Below are 21,147 nucleotides of genomic sequence, written 5' to 3'. Positions count from 1 at the left end.
GATGAACGACGATGCATCGGTACAGGTCCCACACCTGCGGCCAGCTCCGCGCCTCTGACGTCGGCACCGACGTCCGGCTGAGCGGCTGGCTGCACAATCGGCGCGACCTGGGCGGCATCCTCTTCATCGATCTGCGCGACCACTACGGCATCACGCAGCTGGTCGCCCGCCCCGGCACCCCCGCGTACGAGGCCCTGGACAAGATCTCCAAGGAGTCCACGGTCCGCATCGACGGCCGCGTTGTTTCACGTGGAACCGAGAACGTGAACGCCGAGCTGCCCACCGGCGAGATCGAGGTCGAGGTCGCCGAGGTCGAGCTGCTCGGTTCGGCGCAGCCCCTGCCCTTCACGATCAACGCCGAGGACGGGGTCAACGAGGAGCGGCGCCTGGAGTACCGCTTCCTGGACCTGCGCCGCGAGCGCATGCACCGCAACATCATGCTGCGTACGGCGGTCATCTCGGCGATCCGGCACAAGATGACGGCGCTCGGCTTCAACGAGATGGCGACGCCGATCCTGTCCGCCACCTCGCCCGAGGGCGCCCGCGACTTCGTGGTGCCCTCCCGGCTGCACCCGGGCAAGTTCTACGCCCTGCCGCAGGCCCCGCAGCAGTTCAAGCAGCTGCTGATGATCTCCGGCTTCGACCGCTACTTCCAGATCGCGCCCTGCTTCCGCGACGAGGACGCCCGCGCCGACCGCTCGCCGGGCGAGTTCTACCAGCTCGACGTCGAGATGAGCTTCGTCGAGCAGGAGGACGTCTTCCAGCCGATCGAGCGGCTGATGACCGAGCTGTTCGAGGAGTTCGGCAACGGCCGTCATGTGACGTCCCCCTTCCCGCGGATCCCGTTCCGCGAGGCGATGCTCAAGTACGGCTCCGACAAGCCGGATCTGCGCGCCCAGCTGGAACTGGTGGACATCACCGACGTCTTCGAGGGCTCGGAGTTCAAGGCCTTCGCCGGCAAGCACGTGCGCGCGCTGCCCGTCCCGGCCGTCCAGGACCAGCCGCGCAAGTTCTTCGACCAGCTCGGCGACTTCGCCGTGTCGCTGGGTGCGAAGGGCCTGGCCTGGGTCCGCGTCGGCGAGGACGGCACGCTGTCCGGCCCGATCGCGAAGTTCCTCACCGAGGAGAACGTCGCCGAGCTGACCAAGCGCCTCTCGCTGGCCGCCGGCCACGCCATCTTCTTCGGCGCGGGCGAGTTCGACGAGGTCTCCAAGATCATGGGCGCGGTCCGCGTCGAGGCCGCCAAGCGCGCCGGCCACTTCGAGGAGAACGTCTTCCGCTTCTGCTGGATCGTCGACTTCCCGATGTACGAGAAGGACGAGGAGACCGGCGCGATCGACTTCTCGCACAACCCCTTCTCCATGCCGCAGGGCGGTCTTGAGGCCCTGGAGACCCAGGACCCGCTGGACATCCTGGGCTGGCAGTACGACATCGTCTGCAACGGCGTCGAGCTGTCCTCCGGCGCGATCCGGAACCACGAGCCGGACATCATGCTCAAGGCCTTCGAGATCGCGGGCTACGACCGTGAGACCGTCGAGGAGAAGTTCGCCGGCATGCTCCGCGCGTTCCGCTTCGGCGCCCCGCCGCACGGCGGCATCGCCCCGGGTGTGGACCGCATCGTCATGCTCCTCGCGGACGAGCCCAACATCCGCGAGACGATCGCCTTCCCGCTCAACGGCAACGCCCAGGACCTGATGATGGGCGCGCCGACCGAGCTGGAGGAGTCCCGCCTGCGTGAGCTGCACCTGAGCATCCGCAAGCCGCAGCCGAAGTAAGCGGCACGGCTCCGCCTGTGCGCGCCGGTCTGTCCTGACTCGCTCTCGACGACCGGCGCGCACAGCCGTCTCCGGCCCCGGCGACGGGCTGCGTCCCCACGGTCCCGCAGGACGTCGCACGAGGGCGGCCGTCGTCAGTCGCCCTGCTCCCGCTCGTCGGAATCGGCGTCCGGGGACGCTCCGTCCTCCATCAGCCGCTCGGCGATGTCGTCGGACCAGTGCTGGGCCCAGACGCGCAGGGCGGTGACCTCCTGCTCGCTCAGCCCGTACCGGACGAAGTCCCGGTCGGCGTAGAAGTCCGTGCCCGTCAGCCGGGACTGCAGTGTGGGCAGGTCGAAGGGGTCGTGGGCGTGGCGGCGGCCCAGCTCCTCCAGATCCGGCAGGGAGAACCGGGCCGCGGCGGCCCGCGCGTCGATGAGATCGACGGCCGCGCCCCGGTCGTACAGCGCGCGGATCTTCGTCCCGACGGCGTCCTCCAGGGAGAGGGCCGGGCCGTACTCGGTGAGTTCCGGCGACTGCCAGAAGGCCTCCTTGTGCAGGGCCAGTTCGCAGGTCTCGCCGCTCGCCGGGTCGGTGACCGTCAGCCGCGCGCCGAGCGCGCTGACGTCCCCGGCCCGGACGCGTCGCCCTCGTGCCTCCAGCGTCGCGGCGAGGGCACCGGCGATGCGCTCCATGCCCTCGGCGTTCTCGGTGGCGAAGTCGAGGTCGGCGTGCGGGCGGCGGACCAGGCCGTGCGCCTGGAGGGCGTAGCCGCCGGCCAGCACCAGACCGTACGGGCCGCCCGCCGAGACGGCGTCCGCGAGGAGCCGGCGATGGGGTTCGGGAATGTCCACGGGAAGATTTTTCCGGCTTCCTGTCACACACGCGCGACGACGGGGTTCAAAGAGTTGTCCGAAGCACGGAGAACACTCGCCAGGAGCCTCTCATGCGTATCGCCCAGATCGTCGTCACCCTGCTCGCCGCGCTCATGGCCGGTTTCTCCGGCGTCGTGCTGCTGATGCGGGCCCAGTGGATCGTGCAGGCACTCAACGACTACCGGGTGCCGCGCGCGTGGTGGACCCCGCTGGGGCTGGCCAAGGCCGCCGGCGCCGTCGGTCTCGTGGTCGGCCTGTTCGTGCCGGTGATCGGGGTGCTGGCCGGGTGCGGGCTGGTGCTCTACTTCCTCGGCGCCGCGATCACCGTGGCGCGGGCGCGGTGGTACTCGCACATCCCCTTCCCGCTCGTCTACGCCGCACCGGTGGTCGGGGCTCTCGTTCTCGGCTCCCTCGCCTGACCGGGCCGGCCGGAGATTCCTCCGGCCGGCCCCGCAATCTGCCGGGCTCAGAACCCCTCCGGATCTTCATGCCCCGGATTGCTCTCCGCCTGGGCGTAGCGGGTGGAGCAGGCACGGCAGAGCCCTGGGGTCGGTGAGCGGAAGGCCTGGTCGCAGCCGTCGCAGTTCTGCAGCGGGTGGCGGACGGCCGGTGGCCGGGCCGGCGCGCGGAACGGGGGCGTAGGCGGGAGCTGGGCGGTCAGGCGGTGGGCGAGGAGGGCGGCCGGACGGATCAGGGGCTCGTTCGGCAGGTTCGTGGTCAGCGCCGTGCGTACGGCGGAAGGGGTGAGGTCCCGCTCCAGCCAGGCGGCGACGCCGGGGGCGAGATGTTCCGCGTCGGTCGCGGAGAGGATCAGGCGGGGGTCCGTGCGGCGGAGACCGGCGAGAACCTCGGTGGCCGCCTGGAGGAGGGCGGGGGAGGCGTACGCGGGCTTCGGTACGGCGGGGAGGACCGCGCGGCGCCGGGGTTTTTGCGGATCGGTGGACGCTCGGTGGGCCGGGGCTCCGGCGGTTGCCGCTTCGGACGCGTCGCGGTGGCGGCCCGGCTGGTTGCAGGAGACGGTACGGGTCACGATGCGGCCGGCCTGCGTGCGTTCACGGGTGCGGCGGAGATAGCCGTGGGTTTCGAGTTCGCGCAGGGCGGCGGCGATCCGGGTCGGGCCCTCCGGGAAGCGGGTGGCGAGCGTCTTGGTGTCGATGGGGGCACCGGTGGGAAGGGACTGGATGTGGCAGGCCAGACCGATCGCCAGGAGCGTCAGGTCCGGGTGCTGGGTGAGGTGGTTGCCGATCACCGTGAAGCGGGTGGTGTGGCGAGTGTTGTCATGGGTGACGCCGCCGCCGTGAGAGTGCCGGTGCGGGTGGTTTTTCCCGCCGAAACGGGACCGGGCGTGCGGGCGCGCGCTAGTGTTTTGAGTGTCCATCGGGAAGGGTTCGGCTTCCTTGGTGGTCAGGCCCTCGCATCGGGATGCCAGTCCCGGCGGGGGCCGTTGTATGTCCGGAGTTGTGCCGTGCTGCGCTGAGCGTAGGGCAGACAACCGGTCCCGGATCCAGCTGAGTTCGTGATGTTCACTCGGGCGAGTGAGCGTGCGCCGTGGGCGGGAGGGGTGGGGCTTGGTGGGGTTTTTTTTCCCTCTCGTGGTCCTCGGGGAGACCGCCGACGGCACCGGAGCGCACGGGATCGGGCTCCGGCACGGCAGCATGCCGAAGTGGGCACTGCGCGAGAGAAGTCGGGTGGACTTTTCCCCGTTCGCATCACCGGGCGTGGCGGTGCGTGCTTACCGTGAACAGTCACGGCGTTGATACGCAGGGTGACTGTCCAGCGGTACGACGGAGGACGCGGCATGTCGGTGGACGGCGAGGTACGGCGGCTCAAGGACGAGGCCGATGGGCCGGGGTGGGAGGTGGACCCGGACGACGAGTGGGGCGTGGCGGTCATCACCACCGTGGGGCGGCAGCTGAAACTGCGGCGGGAGGCCGTGGGGATGCGGGCCGCCGAGTTCGGGGCGGCGGTCGGGTACGGGGAGGACCTGGTCTACAAGGTCGAGGGCGGGAAGCGGATCCCCCGGCAGGAGTATCTGGAGAGGGCCGACGAGGTGCTGGAGGCCGGGGGACTCATCGCGGCCGCCTGGGAGGACGTGAAGCGGGTCCGCTATCCGAAGAAGGTCCGGGAACTGGGCAAGCTGGAAGCCAAGGCTGTCGAGATGGCTCTCTACGAGTGCCACATCATCCCAGGGCTGTTGCAGACGGCGGAGCACGCGCGGTCCGTGATCGGCGCAGCGCAGCCGCCGTACTCGCCGGACGATGTGGAACGCATGGTGGCCGCTCGTCTGGCCCGGCAGTCGGTATTCGAACGCTCACCCGCGCCAGCGCTCAGCTTCGTCCTGGAAGAGGGGGTACTGCGGCGCCCCATCGGAGGCACAATGGTGTGGCGTCAGCAGCTGGAACGCCTGCTGGAGGTGGGGCGATTGCACAACGTCGTGCTTCAGGTGATGCCGATGAACTGTGACACCCACTCCGGTCTGGACGGTCGCATCGAACTGCTGAAGTTTCCGGAGGGCACGGCAGTGGGGCGCTCTGATGGCGCGTTCAACGGCCGTCCGATCTCCGAACCCAGACACCTGCGCATCCTTGAGCTGCGGTATGGCACGATCCGGGCTCAGGCGCTCTCCCCGCGGGAGTCGCTGGCCTTCATCGAACAACTGCTGGGAGAGACATGATCCGCAAGACCACCGCCGGGGACGCCTCCGAGCTGGCGTGGTTCAAGAGCAGCTACAGCGGTGGGAACGACGGGAACTCCTGCGTCGAGCTCGCCGTCACTCCCGGCACGGTGCACGTCCGTGACTCCAAGAACGTCGACGGTCCCCGTCTGGCGCTCACGTCCGATGCCTGGACGGACTTCGTGGCGTACGCCTCGGAACGCTGACGCAGGAACGGCACGCGCCCCGCACCCGGTGGTCACCGGACGCGGGGCGCGGACATGAGGAGGGTCAGCCTTCCTCGCCGCCGAAGCGCTCCTTGTACGTCTCCAGGTCCTCGTCCGTCAGCTTGGCGAACAGCACCGGCGGGACCGTGAACGGGGTGCCGGACGGGACGGAGGCCAGGGCCTTCGCCTCCTCGGCGGTGACCCAGGCGGCGGTGTCCTGCGGCAGGGCGAACGCCTCGCGCATGACCTTGGCCGTCGCCGGGATGAACGGCTCGGAGACCACCGCGTACAGGTGGATGAGGTTCATCGCCGTACGCAGGGTGAGGGCGGCGCCCTCCTTGTTCGTCTTGATCTCCAGCCAGGGGGCCTTCTCCTCCAGGTAGGAGTTGCCGGCCGACCACAGGGCACGCAGGGCGGCGGCGGCCTTGCGGAACTGCAGGGCCTCCATGTGGGACTCGTACTCCGCGAGGAGCGTCGCGATCTCCTCGCCGAGCTTCGCCTCGGCCTCGCCGGGCTCGCCGCCGGCCGGGACCTCCTCGCCGAAGCGCTTCTTGCTGAAGGACAGCACGCGGTTGACGAAGTTGCCGAGGGTGTCGGCCAGGTCCTTGTTCACCGTGGCGGTGAAGTGCTCCCAGGTGAAGGACGAGTCGTCCGACTCGGGGGCGTTGGCGATCAGGAAATAGCGCCAGTAGTCGGCGGGCAGGATGGCCAGGGCCTGGTCGGTGAAGACGCCCCGCTTCTGCGAGGTGGAGAACTTCCCGCCGTAGTACGTCAGCCAGTTGAACGCCTTGACGTAGTCCACCTTCTTCCACGGCTCGCGCACGCCCAGCTCGGTGGCCGGGAACATCACGGTGTGGAAGGGGACGTTGTCCTTGGCCATGAACTCGGTGTAGCGGACGGTGTCGTCCGCCTCGAACCACCACGACTTCCAGTCGCGGTTGGCCGGGTCCTGGTCGGCCCACTCCTTCGTCGCGCCGATGTACTCGATCGGGGCGTCGAACCAGACGTAGAAGACCTTGCCCTCGGCCGCCAGCTCCGGCCAGGTGTCCGCCGGGACCGGGACGCCCCAGTCCAGGTCACGGGTGATCGCCCGGTCGTGCAGGCCCTCGTTCAGCCACTTGCGGGCGATGGAGGAGGCGAGCTGCGGCCAGTCGTCCTCGTGCCGGGCGACCCACGCCTCGACCTCGTGCTGCAGCTTGGACTGGAGCAGGAAGAGGTGCTTGGTCTCGCGGACCTCCAGGTCGGTGGAGCCGGAGATCGCCGAGCGCGGGTTGATCAGGTCGGTGGGGTCCAGCACGCGCGTGCAGTTCTCGCACTGGTCGCCGCGGGCCTTGTCGTAGCCGCAGTGCGGGCAGGTGCCCTCGACATAGCGGTCGGGCAGGAAGCGGCCGTCGGCCGGGCTGTAGACCTGGCGGATCGCCCGCTCCTCGATGAAGCCGTTCTCGTTCAGCTTGCGGGCGAAGTGCTGGGTGATCTCGCGGTTCTCCGGGCTGGAGCTGCGGCCGAAGTAGTCGAACGCGAGCGCGAAGCCGTCGTAGACCGCCTTCTGGGCGTCGTGCGCCTGCGCGCAGAACTCGGCCACGGGCAGGCCCTGCTCCTTGGCGGCCAGCTCGGCGGGGGTGCCGTGCTCGTCCGTCGCGCAGATGTACAGGACGTCGTGACCGGTCTGGCGGAGGTACCGGGAGTACACGTCCGCCGGGAGCATGGACCCCACCATGTTGCCCAGGTGCTTGATCCCGTTGATGTACGGAAGGGCGCTGGTGATGAGGTGTCGAGCCATCGTGGCTGCTCCCAGGTCGCTGCTTTTTCTGCGGTTTCGAACCTTGAAATCGTAGCCGACACGGGTGGGCCGCCCGCTTCCCGTTTTGCAGGGTGGGAAGGGGCGGCCAGGGGGTCACCGAGGGTGACTGTGCGGGGTGCCCGGTGGTTACGGGCGCCAGTCGGTGAGGACGCCCTCGTACAGCTCGGTGTCCGTCAGCTCGCGGGGGGTGGGGCCCGCGTGGAAGAAGGACGTGTTGGCGGTCTTGAGCCTGCGGAGGTAGTCGAAGGCCTTGTTGTCGTGCTCGCCGAAGGCGACGAAGGAGAAGAAGACGGCGGGGTGCGACTCCGCTGCCGTGGTGAGGGCCTGGGTCGCGGGGGTCTTGGCGTCCGGGGCGCCGTCGGTCTGGAACACGACCAGGGCCGGGGTGCCGGGGGTGGCGTTCTTCTCGTAATGGGCGAGTACGGCCTCGACGGCGGCGTGGTAGCTGGTACGGCCCATGCGGCCGAGGCCGGCGTGCACGTCGTCGATCTTCGTCTCGTGGTCCGGGGTGAGGGTGAGGTCGGTGGTGCCGTCGATCTCCGTGGAGAAGAAGACGACGTGGACCGTGGCCTCGGGGTCGAGGTGGGCGGCGAGGGCGAGGGTCTGGTCGGCGAGGGCCTGGGCGGAGCCGTCCTTGTAGTACGGGCGCATGCTCGCGGAGCGGTCCAGTACGAGGTAGAGCTTCGCTCGGGTGCCGGTGAGGTCGGCCTTCCTGAGGGGGGTGGTGGCGGCCTTGTAGGCGGTGGTGAGGTTCGGGGTGGCGGACTTGACCTTGGTGAGGGGGATGGCGGGCGTGGGCTTGCCGTCGGAGTCTGCGGCCACGTCCGTCTCGGCGGCCACGTCCGTCTCGGCTTCGCCTTCGGTCACCTCCGCCTCGGCTTCGCCTTCGGCGTCGGTGTTCCCACCCGCACCACCCGTGCGGGTTTCGTCGTCGAGTGCGGGTGGCCCCTGCGGGGTGTCCTCGCCGTCGGCGGCCTGCGGGGCGGTGGCCGGCTCCTCGGCCTCCGGCTCCTCGGCCTTCCGCTCTGCTGCCGCTTCGGCTTCTGCCGCGGGCTCCACGTCCGCACCGGCCTCGGCCGCCACTTGCGGCTCCGCCGTCTCTGCGGCGACAGCTTCCGCTTCCGCGGCTGCCTCCACACCGACCGGCTCGGCCACCGCTTCGGACTCCGGCACGGCCGTCACCTCGGCCTGGGCTGCCGGCTCCGCCTCCGCTTCTGGTTCAGTCACCGTCTGCGCTTCGGCTACCGGCTCGGTCACCGTCTGCGCTTCGGCTACCGGCTCGGTCGTCGTCTCGACCTCGGCTTCCGGCTCGGCCGTCGCTGCGGCTTCCGGTTCAGTGACCTGCTCCTGCTCGGGCTCCGTTTCGACCGGGGCCGGCTCGGGGGTGTCCTCGGTCGAGTTCGCGCTCGGCTCCGGCTCCTGTGCCTGCTCGGTCTTCGCCTCGGTCGCCGGCTCGGCGGGAGTCGTCTCCTCGGCCGAAGACTCCGCTGCGGGCGTTTCCTGGGGCTCGGCCTCGGACTCGGCCTGCTCCGCGGCCTCGACGGCCTCGGTCTTCTCCGCCTCCACCTCGGCCTCGGCCTCGGGCTCCGCCGGGGCCGGCTCCTCGGCCTTGGCCGCCTCGGACTCGGGCCGTGCCGGAGTCGGCTCCTCGGCCTTCTGGGCCTCGGCCTCGGCCGGGGCGGTCTCCGGGGAGTCCGGCTGGTGGGGGACCTTGACGTTGTCGAAGGCCGCCGCCACCAGTTCGTGCTCGTCCAGTTCGCGGTCCTCCGCGGAGGACTGGCGGGGCTCGGGGACGGACGCGGTCGTCGGCTCGGCCGTGGGCGGGGTCTGCGCGGGGGTCAGGTCCGCACCCTCCGCCTCGGTGGCTCGTGACTTGCGTGAGCGGCCGAATGCGTTTCGCAGGAGAGTGAGAATGCCCATGTGCGCAACCCTTCGCGTGAGGTTGTAACCCGTCAATCGCTGGCCAGGACGGACACGTAAGGTTAGCGGCCCCGGGTCACGGCACCGCGTCAGTACGGGTACGTGATCGCACGGGCCGCCGCGACCAGCCGGTGGGGGGAACGACGTGGTGCGGGCCGCTGTCGCCTGTCCATGCGGGGACGTGGTCGTTCGGGCCGTCGTGGTGGGTCAGTGCGGCGACGTGATCGCGCGGGCCGCCGCCACCTCCTGGCGCAGGGGCTCAAGAACGCTCCCCGCCGGCCCGGTGAGGTCGGTGCGGACGGCGATCAGGGTCTCCGCCCGGCGTACGCCCTCGGACAGCTCCCGCAGCTGCAGGGTCACCTGGGCGATCTCGCCGGTGGACGGGGGCGGCGCCCCGTGGCGGACGCGCACCCGGGCCGCCGTCGTGGCGTCCACGATGCGTTCCACGGCGACGACCAGCGGCCACCACGCGGCGGCGCGCCGGCCCGTCGGCGGCGGCTCGGTCAGGGCCCGCTGGAATTCCGTCCGGATGACGGACAGGTCGCGGTAGAGGCGGCGGCGCATCCGGGCGCGGGCGGACGGGTCGGTGCCGTCGCCGAACGCCGCCTCGACATAGGCCGCCGTGTCGGCCACCGCGTCGGCCAGGCGGTCGCCCACGCGGGTGTGCCAGCTCTCGGGCCACAGCAGATAGCCGGCGGTCAGCACGATCGCGCAGCCCAGCAGCGAATCGTTCAGCCGCGGCAGCAACAGGGCCGTGCCCTGGTGGTTGAGGATGTCGGAGAGGAGGAGGATCACCGGCGTGATGGCCGCCGTCTGGAAGCCGTAGCCCCGCGGGGTGAGGGCCGGGACGAGCGGGGCCAGGAGGAGGAGCGCCGGGACGTCCCACCAGCCCAGGGGGACCTCGGCCAGGACCACCGCCGCCACCACCAGACCCGCCACCGTGCCCAGGGCGCGCAGCAGGGCGCGGGAGAAGACCGAGCCGAAGTCCGGTTTGAGGATGAAGGTGACGGTCAGCGCGACCCAGTAGGAGCGGGCCACGGGGACGAGGGAGACCAGGGACTGGGCGATGCCGATGCAGACCGCCAGGCGTACGCCGTAGCGCCAGGAGTTGGCGGACAGCACGACGCTGCGGGCGGCGCGGGCGGTGCGGATGCCGAGCGCGGCCGGCCGGCCCAGGCGGTCGTCGATGCCCCGGGGGTCGACGTCGGGCGCGGTCACGACCTCGGCCGTGTGGCGCAGGGCGTGGTCGACCGCGCGGGCCGTCTCCGTGGTGGGCAGCGGGAGGCGGAGGGGCGGCGGGGAGGCGTCGTCGGTCTCCACGGCGCGGGCCAGCCGGTGGAGCGCCTCGGGGATCTCGGGCGGGAGCGGGCGGGCCGCCAGGTGGGCCGCGGGTGCCGCCTCGATCACCGGGGTGATGGCGTTCAACCGGGCCAGCATGCGGGTGAGTTCGGGGCTGCGTCCATGGTGGCGGGCGCGCCGGGCCAGGATCAGGTCGTACGACTGGTTCAGGGACTGGGTGACGGTGCGCCGGGCCTCCTCGTACTCCTCGGCGCGGTCCGTGCCGGCGGCGGCGAGCAGGTCGGCGACCGTGCGGTAGGTGGCCGCGACCGCCGCCCGTTCGGGCACTCCCGCGCGCAGCGGCCAGGCCAGCAGGGCCAGCAGCAGGACCAGGAGGCCGCCGCCGGTCATCAGGACGGGGGCCAGCCACCAGGGCTGCGGCAGCGGCAGGCCCGCGCCCACCACGCAGTTGAGGAGCAGGAGCAGGCCGGAGACCGAGGCCACCGCACCGATCGTCGAGATCATGCCGGAGACCAGGGCGACGCCGGTGACCGCGGCCACCGCGTACCAGCCGTGGCCGTACGCCAGCGTGCCCAGGGTCACGCCGACCGCGCCGAACAGCTGCGGGACGGCGATGTTGAGGATGCGCATGCGGTAGGCGTCGGCGGTGTCGCCGATGACGCCGGACAGGGCGCCCATGGAGGCGAGGGCGCCGTAGGCCGGGCGGCCGGCGGCGAGGCCGAGCGCCAGGGGGAGGGCCATGGCGAGGGAGGCACGGGCCAGGGCGGACCGGTTGACGGGTGCCTGTTGGGGCCTGAGGTTCCGGACCAGCCAGTCGGGAGGGGTGAGGCCGATGGGGAACTCTCGGGGCATGCGCCCATTATGGCCAATGTGCCGATTCGAGCTGGTCGGGTGGGGCCGGTGCGTGGCCGGGGCCCGGTCCCGTGGGGGCCGGCGTCACTTCCGCCCGTGCAGCATGAGGTCGGTCAGGAGGGCGCGGTGGTCGGTGCCGGACACGCGCAGGAAGCGGGCGTCGGTCACGGAGAAGTCGGGGGAGACCAGGACGTGGTCGATCTGGGCGCCGATGACGGAGGCGGTGCGGGAGGGCCAGCTCGGGGTGCGGTCGTGGCCGGTGAGGCGGGCGGCGTCGGACAGTCCGGTGTCGAGGATGCGCCGGAAGGCCGCGTGGTCCTGGGAGGCGTTGAAGTCGCCGGCCAGGACGGTCGGGATGCCGGGGCCGGCGGCGGCGAAGGCCCGGAGCCGGCCGAGTTCGCGGTGCCACAGGCCGACCTGGCCCGGTAGCGGCGGCATGGGGTGGGCCAGCTGGAGGCGCACCGGGTGGCCGCGCACGTCGGCCACGGCACCGGGCATGCCCATGGTGCCGGCGACGCCCGCGGCCGGGGTCAGCGGGAAACGGCTGAGGATGAGGGAGCCCTTGGAGCCGTCCGCCGCGACGGCCCGGCGGTACGGGTAGGCGTCCGCGAACTCGCGCTCCAGCAGGGCCCGGCACCCCGGCTCGCACTCCTCCACGAAGACCACGTCCGGATGCCGGTCCCGCACCACCCGGACCAGGGCGGGGGTGCCGCGGCCGAACTCGACGTTCGAGGTCAGCACGCGGAGCGCGGCGAGGGGCGGGCCGTCGGGCTCGCCGGTGCCGCCGTACGGATCCAGGTACCAGGCGAGCAGGCCGAGGACGGCGACGGCCCACACCACACCCGGCCACCAGCGGGCGAGCAGCGCGCACAGCAGAGCGAAGCCGGCCGGGGCCAGCAGCCAGGGCAGGAAGGCGAGGAACTGGGGCACGGGGGTGATGCCGTCGGTGCCGGCGGCCCGGCAGCCGACCACGACGCTCACCCCGGCGAGCAGCAGACCGGCACACCAGGCGCCGGGCCTGCGTCCGCGCTGGTTCACGGGAGCGAGCCTACGATCAGCCGTCCAGCCGCGCCAGGAATTCGCCCAGCGCCCGGTTGAACTCCCGGGGGCGTTCCAGGTTGGGCAGGTGGGCGGCGCCCTCGACGACGTGCAGGGCGGAGTCGGGGAGGGCCGCGTGCATGGCCTCGGCGTCGGCGACGGGCGTGTAGGTGTCGTCGGCGCCGACGACGACGAGGGCGGGCACCGGCAGCCGCGCCAACAGGTCCCGGTAGTCGGGGCGTTCGGCCCGCCCGCGCAGGGCGGCCGCGGCGCCCTGCGGTGAGGTGGCCGTCATCATGCGGTGCACATGGGCCTTGACCTCGGGGTCGGCGTACGGGGCGACCATCTTCTCCAGCACCTCGTCGGCGTAGCCCCGCATGCCCTCGGCGAGCAGCCGGTCGGCCATGGCGTTGCGGCTCCGCACGCCCTCGGGGGTCTCGGCGGCGGGGAAGGTGTCGGCGAGCACGAGGCCGCGGATCCGGTCGCCGGAGCGGGCGGCGCACTCCATGACGATCTGGCCGCCCATGGACAGGCCGGCGAGGACGCAGGTGTCCACGCCGAGGTGGTCCAGGAGGCCGGTGATGTCCTGGGCGTGGCGGGCGAGCGGGACCGTGCCGGGGGTCACCGGGGAGGCGCCGTAGCCGCGCAGATCGGGGGCGATCACCCGGCGGCCGGCGGCGAACTCCGCGAGCTGCGGGTGCCACATCGTGCGGTCGAAGGGATGGCCGTGGACGAGGACGAGGGGGACCCGGGAGGAGATTCCGGGGTTTTTGTCATCGTATGCGAGGAAGGGGGGCATGTGACGACCCTAGGTCCGCCCCGTCGCTCGGTGCAATAAAATCTTTGCCCTCGGTGCAATACAACGGACCGGAAAACAGGGGGACTTCGTGGACGACTACCGGCGCATCGCGGACCGGATCGCGGCCGACATCACCGGCGGACGGCTCCGCCCCGGCCAACGGCTGCCGCCGCAGCGGGCGTTCGCGCGCCGGCACGGCATCGCGCCGTCGACGGCCGGCCGGATCTACGCCGAACTCGTGCGCCGCGGGCTGGTGGTGGGCGAGGTGGGCCGCGGCACGTTCGTCCGGGCCACCGCGCCGGACGGGCAGCCGGGGCACACCCTGACCGAGGCGGCCGGCGCCCCGCTGGTGAACCTGGAGCTGAACTACCCCTCCGCGCCCGGCCAGGCGGAGCTGCTGGCCCCGGCGCTGGCGCCGCTGCTGCGGCCGGACGCGCTCGGCCAGGCGCTGCGGCCGGCCGCCGCCGCGGGCACCCCGGCGGCCCGCGAGGCGGTGGCCGCCCTGCTCGCCCGGGGCGGGCTGCGGACCGGGCCGGAGCGGATCCTGTTCACCGGCAACGCCCGCCAGGCGATCGCCGCCACCCTCGCCGCCCTGGTCCGGCCCGGCGGCCGGGTCGGCGTGGAACCGCTGACGTACCCGCTGGTGAAGGAGATCGCGGCCCGCCTCGGCGTGGTCCTCGTCCCGCTGGCCACGGACGCCGAGGGACCCGTGCCCGGCTCCGTCGCCGCCGCCCACCGCGGCGCGCCGCTGTCCGCCCTCTACCTCCAGCCCACCCTGCACAACCCCACCTCGCACACGACGAGCCCCGGGCGGCTGCGGCAGCTGGCCGAAACTGTCCACAGGCTGGGGATACCGGTGGTCGAGGACCGGATCTGGTCCTTCCTGCACCCGGGCGGCACACCCCCGCTCGCCGCTCTCGCGCCGGGGCTGGTGCACCTCGTCGACGGCCTGTCCAAGCGGGTCGCGCCCGGCCTCACCGTCGGCTTCGCCGTCGTACCCGGGGACCGCGTCGAGGCGGTGGCGCGGGCGGTGCGGTCCGGCGGGTGGAGCGCGGGCGCCTTCGCGCTGGAGGCGGCCGTGCGCTGGCTCGGCGACGGCACCGTGGACCGCCTGGTGGCCGCCAAGCGGCAGGACGCCCGGCGGCGGCAGCGGCTGCTCGCCGAGAAACTGGCCGGGTTCGCCGTACGGTCCGATCCGGCCGCCTACTTCGCCTGGTGGGAGCTGCCCGCGCCGTGGCGCGCGGACACCTTCACGGCCGCCGCGCGGGCGCACGGGATCGCCGTCACACCGGGCGCCGCCTTCCGTGTCGGCCCCGGCCGGACCCCGGACGCGGTCAGGCTCGGGCTCGGGTCGGCCCCGGAGCCGGAGCTGGCCCGGGCGCTGGCGACCCTCGCCGGACTCGCGCGGGACGGGGCAGCCGCAGACAGCGGGTGAGCCAGGCGAGGAGGGCCACCGCGAGACCGAGACCGAGCAGCAGCCAGGCGGCGGTGCGCAGGGTGCCGGTGAGGGCGTCGTAGACGGCGCCCGCGGCCGGGTGGGACACGCCCGGGGGCAGGTCGGCCAGGGTCAGGCCGCGGCCGACGGAGAGGGCGAGGGCGAGCAGGGCGCCGCCCAGCGCCGTCCCCAGGGCGGTGGCGGCGACGGCCCGGCGCCGGTGGACGGCGAGCGCGATCCCGCCGACGGCGAAGGCGACGGCCGCCACCGGCAGCCAGAAGCCGGCGACTTCGAGCACGTGGAACCCCTTCCGGAGCGTGGTCAGCCGGCCCGCCGGGAGCACGGCGACCGCGGTGTGCTCCACCGGGATGCGTGCGGCGAGCGGCACGTGATCGTGGGCGAGCTGGCGCTTGACCTGGGCGGCGACGGGGGCCAGGTCGACCGTGACGGTGCGCTCGTCCGCCTCGCGCAGGGCGCGCAGTACGGCGTCGTGGGTGACCCGGTTGCCGGTGTCCCAGGCCAGCCGGAAGGCCCGCGTCTGGGTGAAGGAGCGCACCGCGTCGTGCACGAACGGCCGGACCGAACCGCGTATCGGACGGACGTCCAGGTGCTCGCCCACCGCGCGCAGGATGCCGTCACCGACCGTGTCCACGACGGCTTCCCGCACGGCCGGGTCGGCGGCGAGCGGCGCCATCGTGGTGACGTAGCGACCCGTGTCGGCCAGTCCGTACGCCGCCCAGGCCGCCAGCGCGCCGAACGGGGCGAGCAGGCAGGACAGGGTGATCAGCACGGCCGACAGGGCGCTCCGTAGGCGTCGTGAGGGCACGCTTCCAGGCAAGGACCGCGAGGGGCCGCGCGCGAGCGGGGGGACTGCAAACGGGCGGCGGAAGAACCCCCTTGGCGGAACCGGGGTTTCCGCTCCCCGGTGGAGGGATCACCCGAACGGGTGTTTCCTGGTGCTGGGCGGGATCGGCCGTCCGGCCTCTCCGGGTCGTGGGGCCGGGCCTCGGCCGCGATCCCGCTCCGGCAGGGGGGAGCACAGGGGAGCGCGTGGGTCCCGGCCGCTCCGGCCGGGACCCACGCGTGTCGCGGGTGCGTCCGCTCAGCGGACCCGGCGCCCGGAGGCGTCCTCCCGCGTGTAGTAGCGGTAGAAGACCACGATGAAGGTGACCGCTGCCACCGCCAGGGACATCAGCACCGACCGCACCAGGTCGTCGCGGCTGCCCTGGCCGGCGCCCTGGGTGGAGAGGAAGCTGCCGCTCTGGCTGTACAGGAATCCGAACGCGCAGCCGACGAACGCCGACCACAGCAGCGCGTGCACTTCCCGCGGCATCCGCGGGGCCAGCGCCAGCAGCGCCATGCACACCACCGCGAACACCAGCGCGCTGACGAAGCCGAGCAGCAGGTTCCAGCCGGTGATCTCACCGCCGGACCGGTTGTTGGCCGCCACCCAGTAGCCGTAGACCAGACCCAGCACGACAGGCACGCCGATCCGTGCCATCGCATGGGTGCGGGCGTCGAAGACATCGGGCGGGCGGGCGTGCACATCGGTCGCCCGGCCCTCCGCCTGCGGTGTGCGGCCGGGACGGGGCATACCGCCGGGCGCGGGTGCCGCTTGAGCCATGAGAGCACTCCTCTCTCTCCCCCCGCTCTGCCCCCGGTACCAGGGCACACCGGGGGGCACGGCCTGGCAAGTCGGCCAGGAGGGTGACGGGTGCCCGGATGCGTGCGGTTCTCCCCCGTGTTTCCCTGAGGGACATGGAGGGCGGCCGGCCGTGACGGAGATGGAGTACGGGCGGCGCCGCCCCCTGCTGTGGGTCCGCGGGCGGAGCATCGCGTGGCTGCCGCCGCTGCTGCTGCTCGCCGGCGTCATCCTGCTGGACTTCGCCACCGGCGCGGATTTCCGGATCATCTCCTGGATCGTGCTGGTGCCGGGCATCGCCGCGGCGATCTGCGGGGTGTGGACGACGGCCGCCTACGGCGTGGTGTCGGTGGTGACGTACATCGTCGTGGACAGTGCCTGGCCCGACCAGTACAAGGCCGGACTCGGCGACTTCCTCCTGGTCGCCCTCGGCGGCGTCCTGGCCGCCCTCGCCGCCGTCGTGCGGGTGCGCCAGGAACGGCGGATGCTGCACATCCGGGACATCGCCGAGACCACCCGGCGCACCGTGCTGCGCCCCCTGCCGCCGCGCTGGGCCGGTCTGGAGCACGCGGGGGTCTACCTGGCCGCCGACACGGACGCCCGGGTCGGCGGCGACTTCTACGACATCCAGCCCAGCCCGCACGGCACCCGGGTCCTCGTCGGAGACGTGCAGGGCAAGGGTCTCGGCGCGGTGGAGGCGGCCGCGGCGGTGCTCGGCACCTTCCGGGAGGCCGGCTACCACGAGAAGGACCTCGCGACCGTCGCCGAACGGCTGGAGATCCGGATGCTGCGGCACCGCTCCCACAGCACCGCGCTCGGCCACGACGACGGCGACCGCTTCGCCACCGCCGTCCTCGTCGCCTTCCCCGACGACGCCCCGGAGCGGATCGACATCGCGAACTTCGGACACGAGCCGCCGCTCGTCGTCGGCCCGCGCGGGGTCCGCGAGCTGCCCAGCGGCGAAGGGGTCCCGCTCGGCCTCGGCGACCTCACGGGCGGCCTGCCGCCCGTGCACCGGGTGCCGCTGGCGGCCGACGAGACACTGCTGCTGGTCACCGACGGGGTGACCGAGGCCCGCGACACGCCCGGCGAGTTCTACCAGCTGGCCCGTGAGGTCGCCCGCGCGGTCCGCGCCGACCCGCGCCGCGCCGAGCCCCGGAACCTGGTCCGCCAGGTCCGCGACGGCGTCCTGCGGCACAGCGGGGGCCGGCTGGAGGACGACACCACGATCTTCGCGCTGCGACGGCTGGCGGATGCCGGGGGCGCTCCGGGCGAAGACCCCGAACAGGGACGTTTGCGGTCCTGAGGCGCCGGTTCGCGGCGGCAGCGGCTACGGTGCTGGCTGGAGAGCGGATCTACGGGGTCCTCGGGTCCGGAGGGTCTCCGGGGTCCCCGGGGTGACAGGGGGAAGCGATGCCCGGAACCGTGCTGCTGCTCGCGGCGTCGCCGCTGGGCCGGGGGCGCCTGGTGGACGCGGCCGGTGTCCTGCCGGTGCTGGCCGCCGTCGCCCCCGCCGTGCTGTCCGGCACCGACACCGCGAACGTGGTGGAACTCGCCGATCCGCTGGAGCCGCAGGCCGTCCTCACCCGGCTGCGGGCCGCCGCGGCCGCGCCCGGGCCGCTCACCCTCTATCTCACCGGGCAGCTGCACCTGGACCGCCGCCAGCACCGGCTCCATCTGGGCCTGGCCCGCACCACCCCCGCGACCGTCCGATACACCGCGCTCCCCTGGCAGTGGATCCGCGAGGAACTGCGGCTGCGCTCCGCCGCGGACACCGCGCTCGTCCTCGATCTGCACGCGGATCCCGAGGCCTGGCGGCACCTCACCGAACGCGGACTCGACTGCGGGCCGCACACCGCCGTGTACGGCCGGGTCGCCCCCGGTGCCGGGCGGCGGGGGCCGGCCGAGCCGGTGTACATGAAGACGGTGGCCACGTTGCTGCGGAGCGGTCACCGGCCGGCCCTGGACGTGCTGCACCAGCAGGCGCTGTCCCGTGTTCCGGAGGAGACGAGGGGCAACCTGCTGCTGGCGCACGCCGGAGGGTACGCGCCGGGCTTCTCGACGGCCGGCGGGTTCGTGCCGGTGCCGGTGCCGGGTGCGGGTGGGCCGGTGGAGGGTCTCCCACCCGCACCACCCGTGCCGCCATCGTCGTCGGGTGCGGGTGGCCCCAGCGGGGCGCCTTCACCGTCGGCGGCCGCGGGTACGGCCGCGGGTACGGCCATGGGCGTGGGTACGGCCGCCGGTGCGGGTGCGCCGGGGGTGGGTTCTTCGCCCGCCGAGTCCGTTCCCGGCCCCCGGACCGAAGGCCTCACGCGCGAACTCCGCCCCGCCAGTGCCCCCGTCGAGCCCGCCTCCCGTGTCCGGCCGGCCGAGTCCGTTCCCGGGCCCCGGTTCGCCGGGGCGGCGCCGGGGTCTCGGGGGGCTGATCCGCATGTTGCCATCAGTGATGCGGTGCAGGGTGGGCGGCACGGGGAAGCCGATTCGGTTGCCGCCCGGTACGAGCAGGAGGCCGTGCGGGCGTACGGTGCCGGGTCCGAGCAGGCGCTGCACTGGAGCGAGGTCCGGGCCGATCTGGCGATGTTCGCGGGGGACCCGGTGCGCAGCTGCCGGGCCTGGCTGGCGGTGGCCGAGACGCGGCTGGGCGCGGGGCAGGCGGTGGACGCGCCCGCCGTGGAGGCGGCCGTGGACCGCGCCCACCACCAGTGGGCCCGTATCAAGGACACGGCGCGGGCCCGTGAACTCGGGCCCGCGCTCGCGCGGTTGCGGCTGAGGGTGCCGGGGCGCCGGAGCGGCGCGCTGGAGAACGTCCAGCGGCAGCTGGGCCGCCTGCAGGCCGCCCAGTAGCCCCGGCCGAAGCCCTAGTCGGTGAAGGTGAAGTACTTCCAGGCGCCGTACGTCGTGGAGTTCACGCTGTCACCGGAGGAGCCGTTGATGTACGACGAGCGGACCCGGAAGCGCCAGCCGACGTCCTGGCCGTGGTTCCCGGTGATGGTCACCTTGGAGACACCGCCGGTGCCCAGCCGGAAGTACGCGGGGTCGCCCGGGTACCAGCGGCCCTGGTAGTACACCTCGAACTCGAACTTCTGCGCCCGGGCCGGGTAGTACGGCATCTTCGTCGTGATCAGCGGGTTCCGGGTCTTGTGGAAGAAGTAGTACGTGTGGCCCCACGCCGACTTCGCCCGGTAGTGGTTGGACACCGACGTGGACACGCTGACCTTGGCGCCGACCGTGCTGGTGGCGGACGCGGCCAGGTACCGGGAGTCACCCTTGAACCTCGCGGTGACCTTGGTGTCCCGCCGCAGGTCCAGGACGACCGACAGGTCGCCGTGGGAGTTGACCCGGCCGGTCTTCACCCGCTTGTTCGGCTTGTCGCCGCCGAACGGGTCGGCCCAGATCTCCACCGTACGGTTCTTGTACGTCGTGCCGAGGTGGGCGGTGAACCTGACGTCCTTGCCGTACGCGTACACCTTGCCGCTGTTGTTGATCTTCAGCACCGGCTTGGCGCGGGAGACCGCGACGGAGTCGGCGGCCTTGGCGGACGTGTGCGCGGCGTCGCCCTCGTACGTCACCGTGTACGTGACCCGGCCCCCGGACTGGGGCGTGTCGGTGAAGCTGAACGCGCCGCCGGTGCCCAGCGGCCTGGTGCCGAGGGACTTGCCCTTCGGCGACTCCATGTCCGTACGGGTCACCTTCAGCGGGGTGCCCGCGGGCAGGGCCAGCCCGGAGGTGAGCCTGCCGGTGACCTTGAGGGACTTGGCACGGGCCGCCGTCGTCGGGGCGTTCACCGTCAGGGTCGCCTCGTACGTGCGGGGCCGGTCGATCCGGTGCAGCTTGGCGTTCGAGCCCGGGTCCGTCTGCACGAAGAGCTTCGCGCCGTCCGCCGACCAGCTGATGGCGTGCGCGCCCCACGGCATCCAGCTGTGGGAGACGTTGCGGACGCTGGGCTTGGCGGGCCCGTTGGTGAAGACGTAGGTGTCACCGATGTCGTCGGTGTCCAGGACGGTGGCCGCGACGGTCCCGTCCGGGGCGATGGCGACCGTCTCCGGCTGGTCCTTGACCGGGTACGTGCGCACCTGGGCGAGGTCCGAGAGCCGGTACTCGGTCAGGGCGCGGGTGCCGGGGCCGGCGACCACGACGTTCTGGCCGTCCGGTGTGAGAGCCGCGTCCTTGTAGAAGCCGCCCTTGTCCTCGGTGACGCGGATGACCGGCGTGCCGGAGGAGATGTCGTACACGATGATCGGGCCGGAGCTGATGCCCGCGTCCAGCGCGAGCAGCGTGCCCGGGTTGTCCGGGTCGGCGTACAGCTTGGGCGGGCTGGCGAAGTCGTGTCCGGCGGCCAGGTCGAGGGTGACCTTCGGCGTCTCGGCGGTCAGGTCGACGACGCCGAGCCCCGACTCCCACTGGTCGCCGTAGCCGAACCAGAGCTTGCCGTCGGCGTAGGAGACGCTGGACGGCATGGTGCCCGCGCCGGTCGGGTATTCGGCGGTCTGCCCGAGCGTCGCGGTGTCGATGGCGACGATCTTGTCGGCGCCGTAGAGGGCCGCGTACAGGGTGTTGCCGTCCGGGCTCAGTTCGAGGTCCCGGACCTGCGGCAGGCCGGTGATGGTGCCGGTGTACGTGCCGGTGGCGTCGGTGACGACGATCCGGTTCTGGTAGCGGTCGGCGAGGAAGATGTGCTGGTGGACGCCGTCCACCACGGTGTCGCCGGCGTCCGAGAGCGGAATCGGCCGGTCGGTGTCGGCGTACGACGGCACGGCGAGCGCCGTCGAGCCGATGAGGGCCGCCAGGGTGGTGGCGGCAAGGAGAGAGCGCTTGCGCACGCTGATTCGAACCCCCCGGAACGAATGAAGGC

Annotated in this window: 17 protein-coding genes; 7 read left to right on the top strand and 10 right to left on the bottom strand. The window is 72.7% G+C overall.

Annotated features, from left to right (window positions below; all coding sequences use genetic code 11):
- Positions 1–11 precede the first annotated feature (11 nt).
- Positions 12–1,775 (top strand): aspartate--tRNA ligase, encoded by a 1,764-nt coding sequence (gene aspS, locus FHS34_RS20980; protein ID WP_184967653.1) that lies wholly within the window; start codon positions 12–14, stop codon positions 1,773–1,775.
- A 134-nt stretch (positions 1,776–1,909) separates the two neighbouring features.
- Here the strand turns inward: aspS and FHS34_RS20975 are convergent, their stop codons facing one another.
- Positions 1,910–2,608: a nucleotidyl transferase AbiEii/AbiGii toxin family protein gene (locus FHS34_RS20975; RefSeq protein WP_184967650.1), complete on the bottom strand. Its 699-nt coding sequence runs from the start codon at positions 2,606–2,608 to the stop codon at positions 1,910–1,912.
- Between the two features lie 92 nt (positions 2,609–2,700).
- Between FHS34_RS20975 and FHS34_RS20970 the strand changes: the two genes are divergently transcribed.
- Positions 2,701–3,048, top strand: coding sequence for a DoxX family protein (locus FHS34_RS20970; protein ID WP_184967648.1), 348 nt, complete (start codon positions 2,701–2,703; stop codon positions 3,046–3,048).
- A gap of 47 nt (positions 3,049–3,095) precedes the next feature.
- Here FHS34_RS20970 and FHS34_RS20965 read toward each other — a convergent pair whose 3' ends face one another.
- Positions 3,096–4,007, bottom strand: coding sequence for a helix-turn-helix domain-containing protein (locus tag FHS34_RS20965; RefSeq protein WP_184967646.1), 912 nt, complete (start codon positions 4,005–4,007; stop codon positions 3,096–3,098).
- A 420-nt stretch (positions 4,008–4,427) separates the two neighbouring features.
- On the opposite strand from FHS34_RS20965, the gene FHS34_RS20960 reads away from it, so the two are divergent.
- Together FHS34_RS20960 and FHS34_RS20955 are read left to right on the top strand one after the other, a co-directional pair.
- Positions 4,428–5,303, top strand: a complete 876-nt coding sequence (locus tag FHS34_RS20960; RefSeq protein ID WP_161335502.1) for a helix-turn-helix domain-containing protein — start codon at positions 4,428–4,430, stop codon at positions 5,301–5,303.
- Positions 5,300–5,509 carry a DUF397 domain-containing protein gene (locus FHS34_RS20955; protein WP_161335501.1) on the top strand — a complete coding sequence of 70 codons (210 nt, stop codon included), beginning with the start codon at positions 5,300–5,302 and terminating at the stop codon, positions 5,507–5,509. Before FHS34_RS20960 ends, FHS34_RS20955 begins: the two co-directional genes overlap by 4 nt.
- Positions 5,510–5,573: 64 nt before the next feature.
- Here the strand turns inward: FHS34_RS20955 and metG are convergent, their stop codons facing one another.
- The 5 genes from metG to FHS34_RS20930 form a co-directional block, all read right to left on the bottom strand.
- Complete coding sequence (metG, locus tag FHS34_RS20950; RefSeq protein WP_184967644.1) at positions 5,574–7,289, bottom strand: methionine--tRNA ligase; 1,716 nt, start codon at positions 7,287–7,289, stop codon at positions 5,574–5,576.
- Between the two features lie 147 nt (positions 7,290–7,436).
- Positions 7,437–9,230, bottom strand: a complete 1,794-nt coding sequence (locus tag FHS34_RS20945) for a VWA domain-containing protein (protein WP_184967642.1) — start codon at positions 9,228–9,230, stop codon at positions 7,437–7,439.
- A 207-nt stretch (positions 9,231–9,437) separates the two neighbouring features.
- Complete coding sequence (locus FHS34_RS20940; protein WP_184967640.1) at positions 9,438–11,381, bottom strand: FUSC family protein; 1,944 nt, start codon at positions 11,379–11,381, stop codon at positions 9,438–9,440.
- 84 nt (positions 11,382–11,465) lie between these two features.
- On the bottom strand, positions 11,466–12,419 hold the full coding sequence (locus FHS34_RS20935; RefSeq protein WP_184967638.1) for an endonuclease/exonuclease/phosphatase family protein: 954 nt from the start codon (positions 12,417–12,419) through the stop codon (positions 11,466–11,468).
- A gap of 16 nt (positions 12,420–12,435) precedes the next feature.
- A complete protein-coding gene (locus FHS34_RS20930; RefSeq protein ID WP_184967636.1) occupies positions 12,436–13,218 on the bottom strand; it encodes an alpha/beta fold hydrolase in 783 nt (260 codons plus the stop codon).
- An 88-nt stretch (positions 13,219–13,306) separates the two neighbouring features.
- Here FHS34_RS20930 and FHS34_RS20925 point away from each other — a divergent pair, with 88 nt between their 5' ends.
- The gene (locus tag FHS34_RS20925; protein WP_184967634.1) at positions 13,307–14,653 is read left to right on the top strand and encodes an aminotransferase-like domain-containing protein; all 1,347 of its coding nucleotides are present in this window, start codon (positions 13,307–13,309) and stop codon (positions 14,651–14,653) included.
- Here the strand turns inward: FHS34_RS20925 and FHS34_RS20920 are convergent.
- Positions 14,553–15,479, bottom strand: coding sequence for a hypothetical protein (locus FHS34_RS20920; protein WP_184967632.1), 927 nt, complete (start codon positions 15,477–15,479; stop codon positions 14,553–14,555). The two genes, FHS34_RS20925 and FHS34_RS20920, sit on opposite strands and share 101 nt — an antisense overlap.
- A 276-nt stretch (positions 15,480–15,755) precedes the next feature.
- On the bottom strand, positions 15,756–16,277 hold the full coding sequence (locus FHS34_RS20915; protein ID WP_184967630.1) for a hypothetical protein: 522 nt from the start codon (positions 16,275–16,277) through the stop codon (positions 15,756–15,758).
- 160 nt (positions 16,278–16,437) lie between these two features.
- Between FHS34_RS20915 and FHS34_RS20910 the strand changes: the two genes are divergently transcribed.
- Together FHS34_RS20910 and FHS34_RS20905 are read left to right on the top strand one after the other, a co-directional pair.
- Positions 16,438–17,601 carry a PP2C family protein-serine/threonine phosphatase gene (locus FHS34_RS20910; RefSeq protein ID WP_184968101.1) on the top strand — a complete coding sequence of 388 codons (1,164 nt, stop codon included), beginning with the start codon at positions 16,438–16,440 and terminating at the stop codon, positions 17,599–17,601.
- A 107-nt stretch (positions 17,602–17,708) separates the two neighbouring features.
- Positions 17,709–19,139: a hypothetical protein gene (locus tag FHS34_RS20905; RefSeq protein ID WP_184967628.1), complete on the top strand. Its 1,431-nt coding sequence runs from the start codon at positions 17,709–17,711 to the stop codon at positions 19,137–19,139.
- 14 nt (positions 19,140–19,153) lie between these two features.
- Here FHS34_RS20905 and FHS34_RS20900 read toward each other — a convergent pair whose 3' ends face one another.
- Positions 19,154–21,115, bottom strand: coding sequence for a YncE family protein (locus tag FHS34_RS20900; RefSeq protein ID WP_184967626.1), 1,962 nt, complete (start codon positions 21,113–21,115; stop codon positions 19,154–19,156).
- Between the last annotated feature and the right edge of the window lie 32 nt (positions 21,116–21,147).

The sequence above is a fragment of the Streptomyces echinatus genome (assembly GCF_014203595.1).
GTDB classification, from domain to species: domain Bacteria; phylum Actinomycetota; class Actinomycetes; order Streptomycetales; family Streptomycetaceae; genus Streptomyces; species Streptomyces echinatus.
Note: the sequence above shows the minus strand (reverse complement) of the source record. Positions and strands in the feature narration are given on the sequence as shown.

Bases quoted from the DNA above. Each gene is read 5' to 3' on its own strand.
- FHS34_RS20905 (WP_184967628.1), top strand. From the start codon at position 17,709: ATGCCCGGAACCGTGCTGCTGCTCGCGGCGTCGCCGCTGGGCCGGGGG.
- FHS34_RS20955 (WP_161335501.1), top strand. From the start codon at position 5,300: ATGATCCGCAAGACCACCGCCGGGGACGCCTCCGAGCTGGCGTGGTTC.
- FHS34_RS20915 (WP_184967630.1), bottom strand. From the start codon at position 16,277: ATGGCTCAAGCGGCACCCGCGCCCGGCGGTATGCCCCGTCCCGGCCGC.
- FHS34_RS20965 (WP_184967646.1), bottom strand. From the start codon at position 4,007: ATGGACACTCAAAACACTAGCGCGCGCCCGCACGCCCGGTCCCGTTTC.
- FHS34_RS20970 (WP_184967648.1), top strand. From the start codon at position 2,701: ATGCGTATCGCCCAGATCGTCGTCACCCTGCTCGCCGCGCTCATGGCC.
- FHS34_RS20910 (WP_184968101.1), top strand. From the start codon at position 16,438: ATGGAGTACGGGCGGCGCCGCCCCCTGCTGTGGGTCCGCGGGCGGAGC.
- metG (WP_184967644.1), bottom strand. From the start codon at position 7,289: ATGGCTCGACACCTCATCACCAGCGCCCTTCCGTACATCAACGGGATC.
- aspS (WP_184967653.1), top strand. From the start codon at position 12: ATGCATCGGTACAGGTCCCACACCTGCGGCCAGCTCCGCGCCTCTGAC.
- FHS34_RS20960 (WP_161335502.1), top strand. From the start codon at position 4,428: ATGTCGGTGGACGGCGAGGTACGGCGGCTCAAGGACGAGGCCGATGGG.
- FHS34_RS20940 (WP_184967640.1), bottom strand. From the start codon at position 11,381: ATGCCCCGAGAGTTCCCCATCGGCCTCACCCCTCCCGACTGGCTGGTC.
- FHS34_RS20945 (WP_184967642.1), bottom strand. From the start codon at position 9,230: ATGGGCATTCTCACTCTCCTGCGAAACGCATTCGGCCGCTCACGCAAG.
- FHS34_RS20930 (WP_184967636.1), bottom strand. From the start codon at position 13,218: ATGCCCCCCTTCCTCGCATACGATGACAAAAACCCCGGAATCTCCTCC.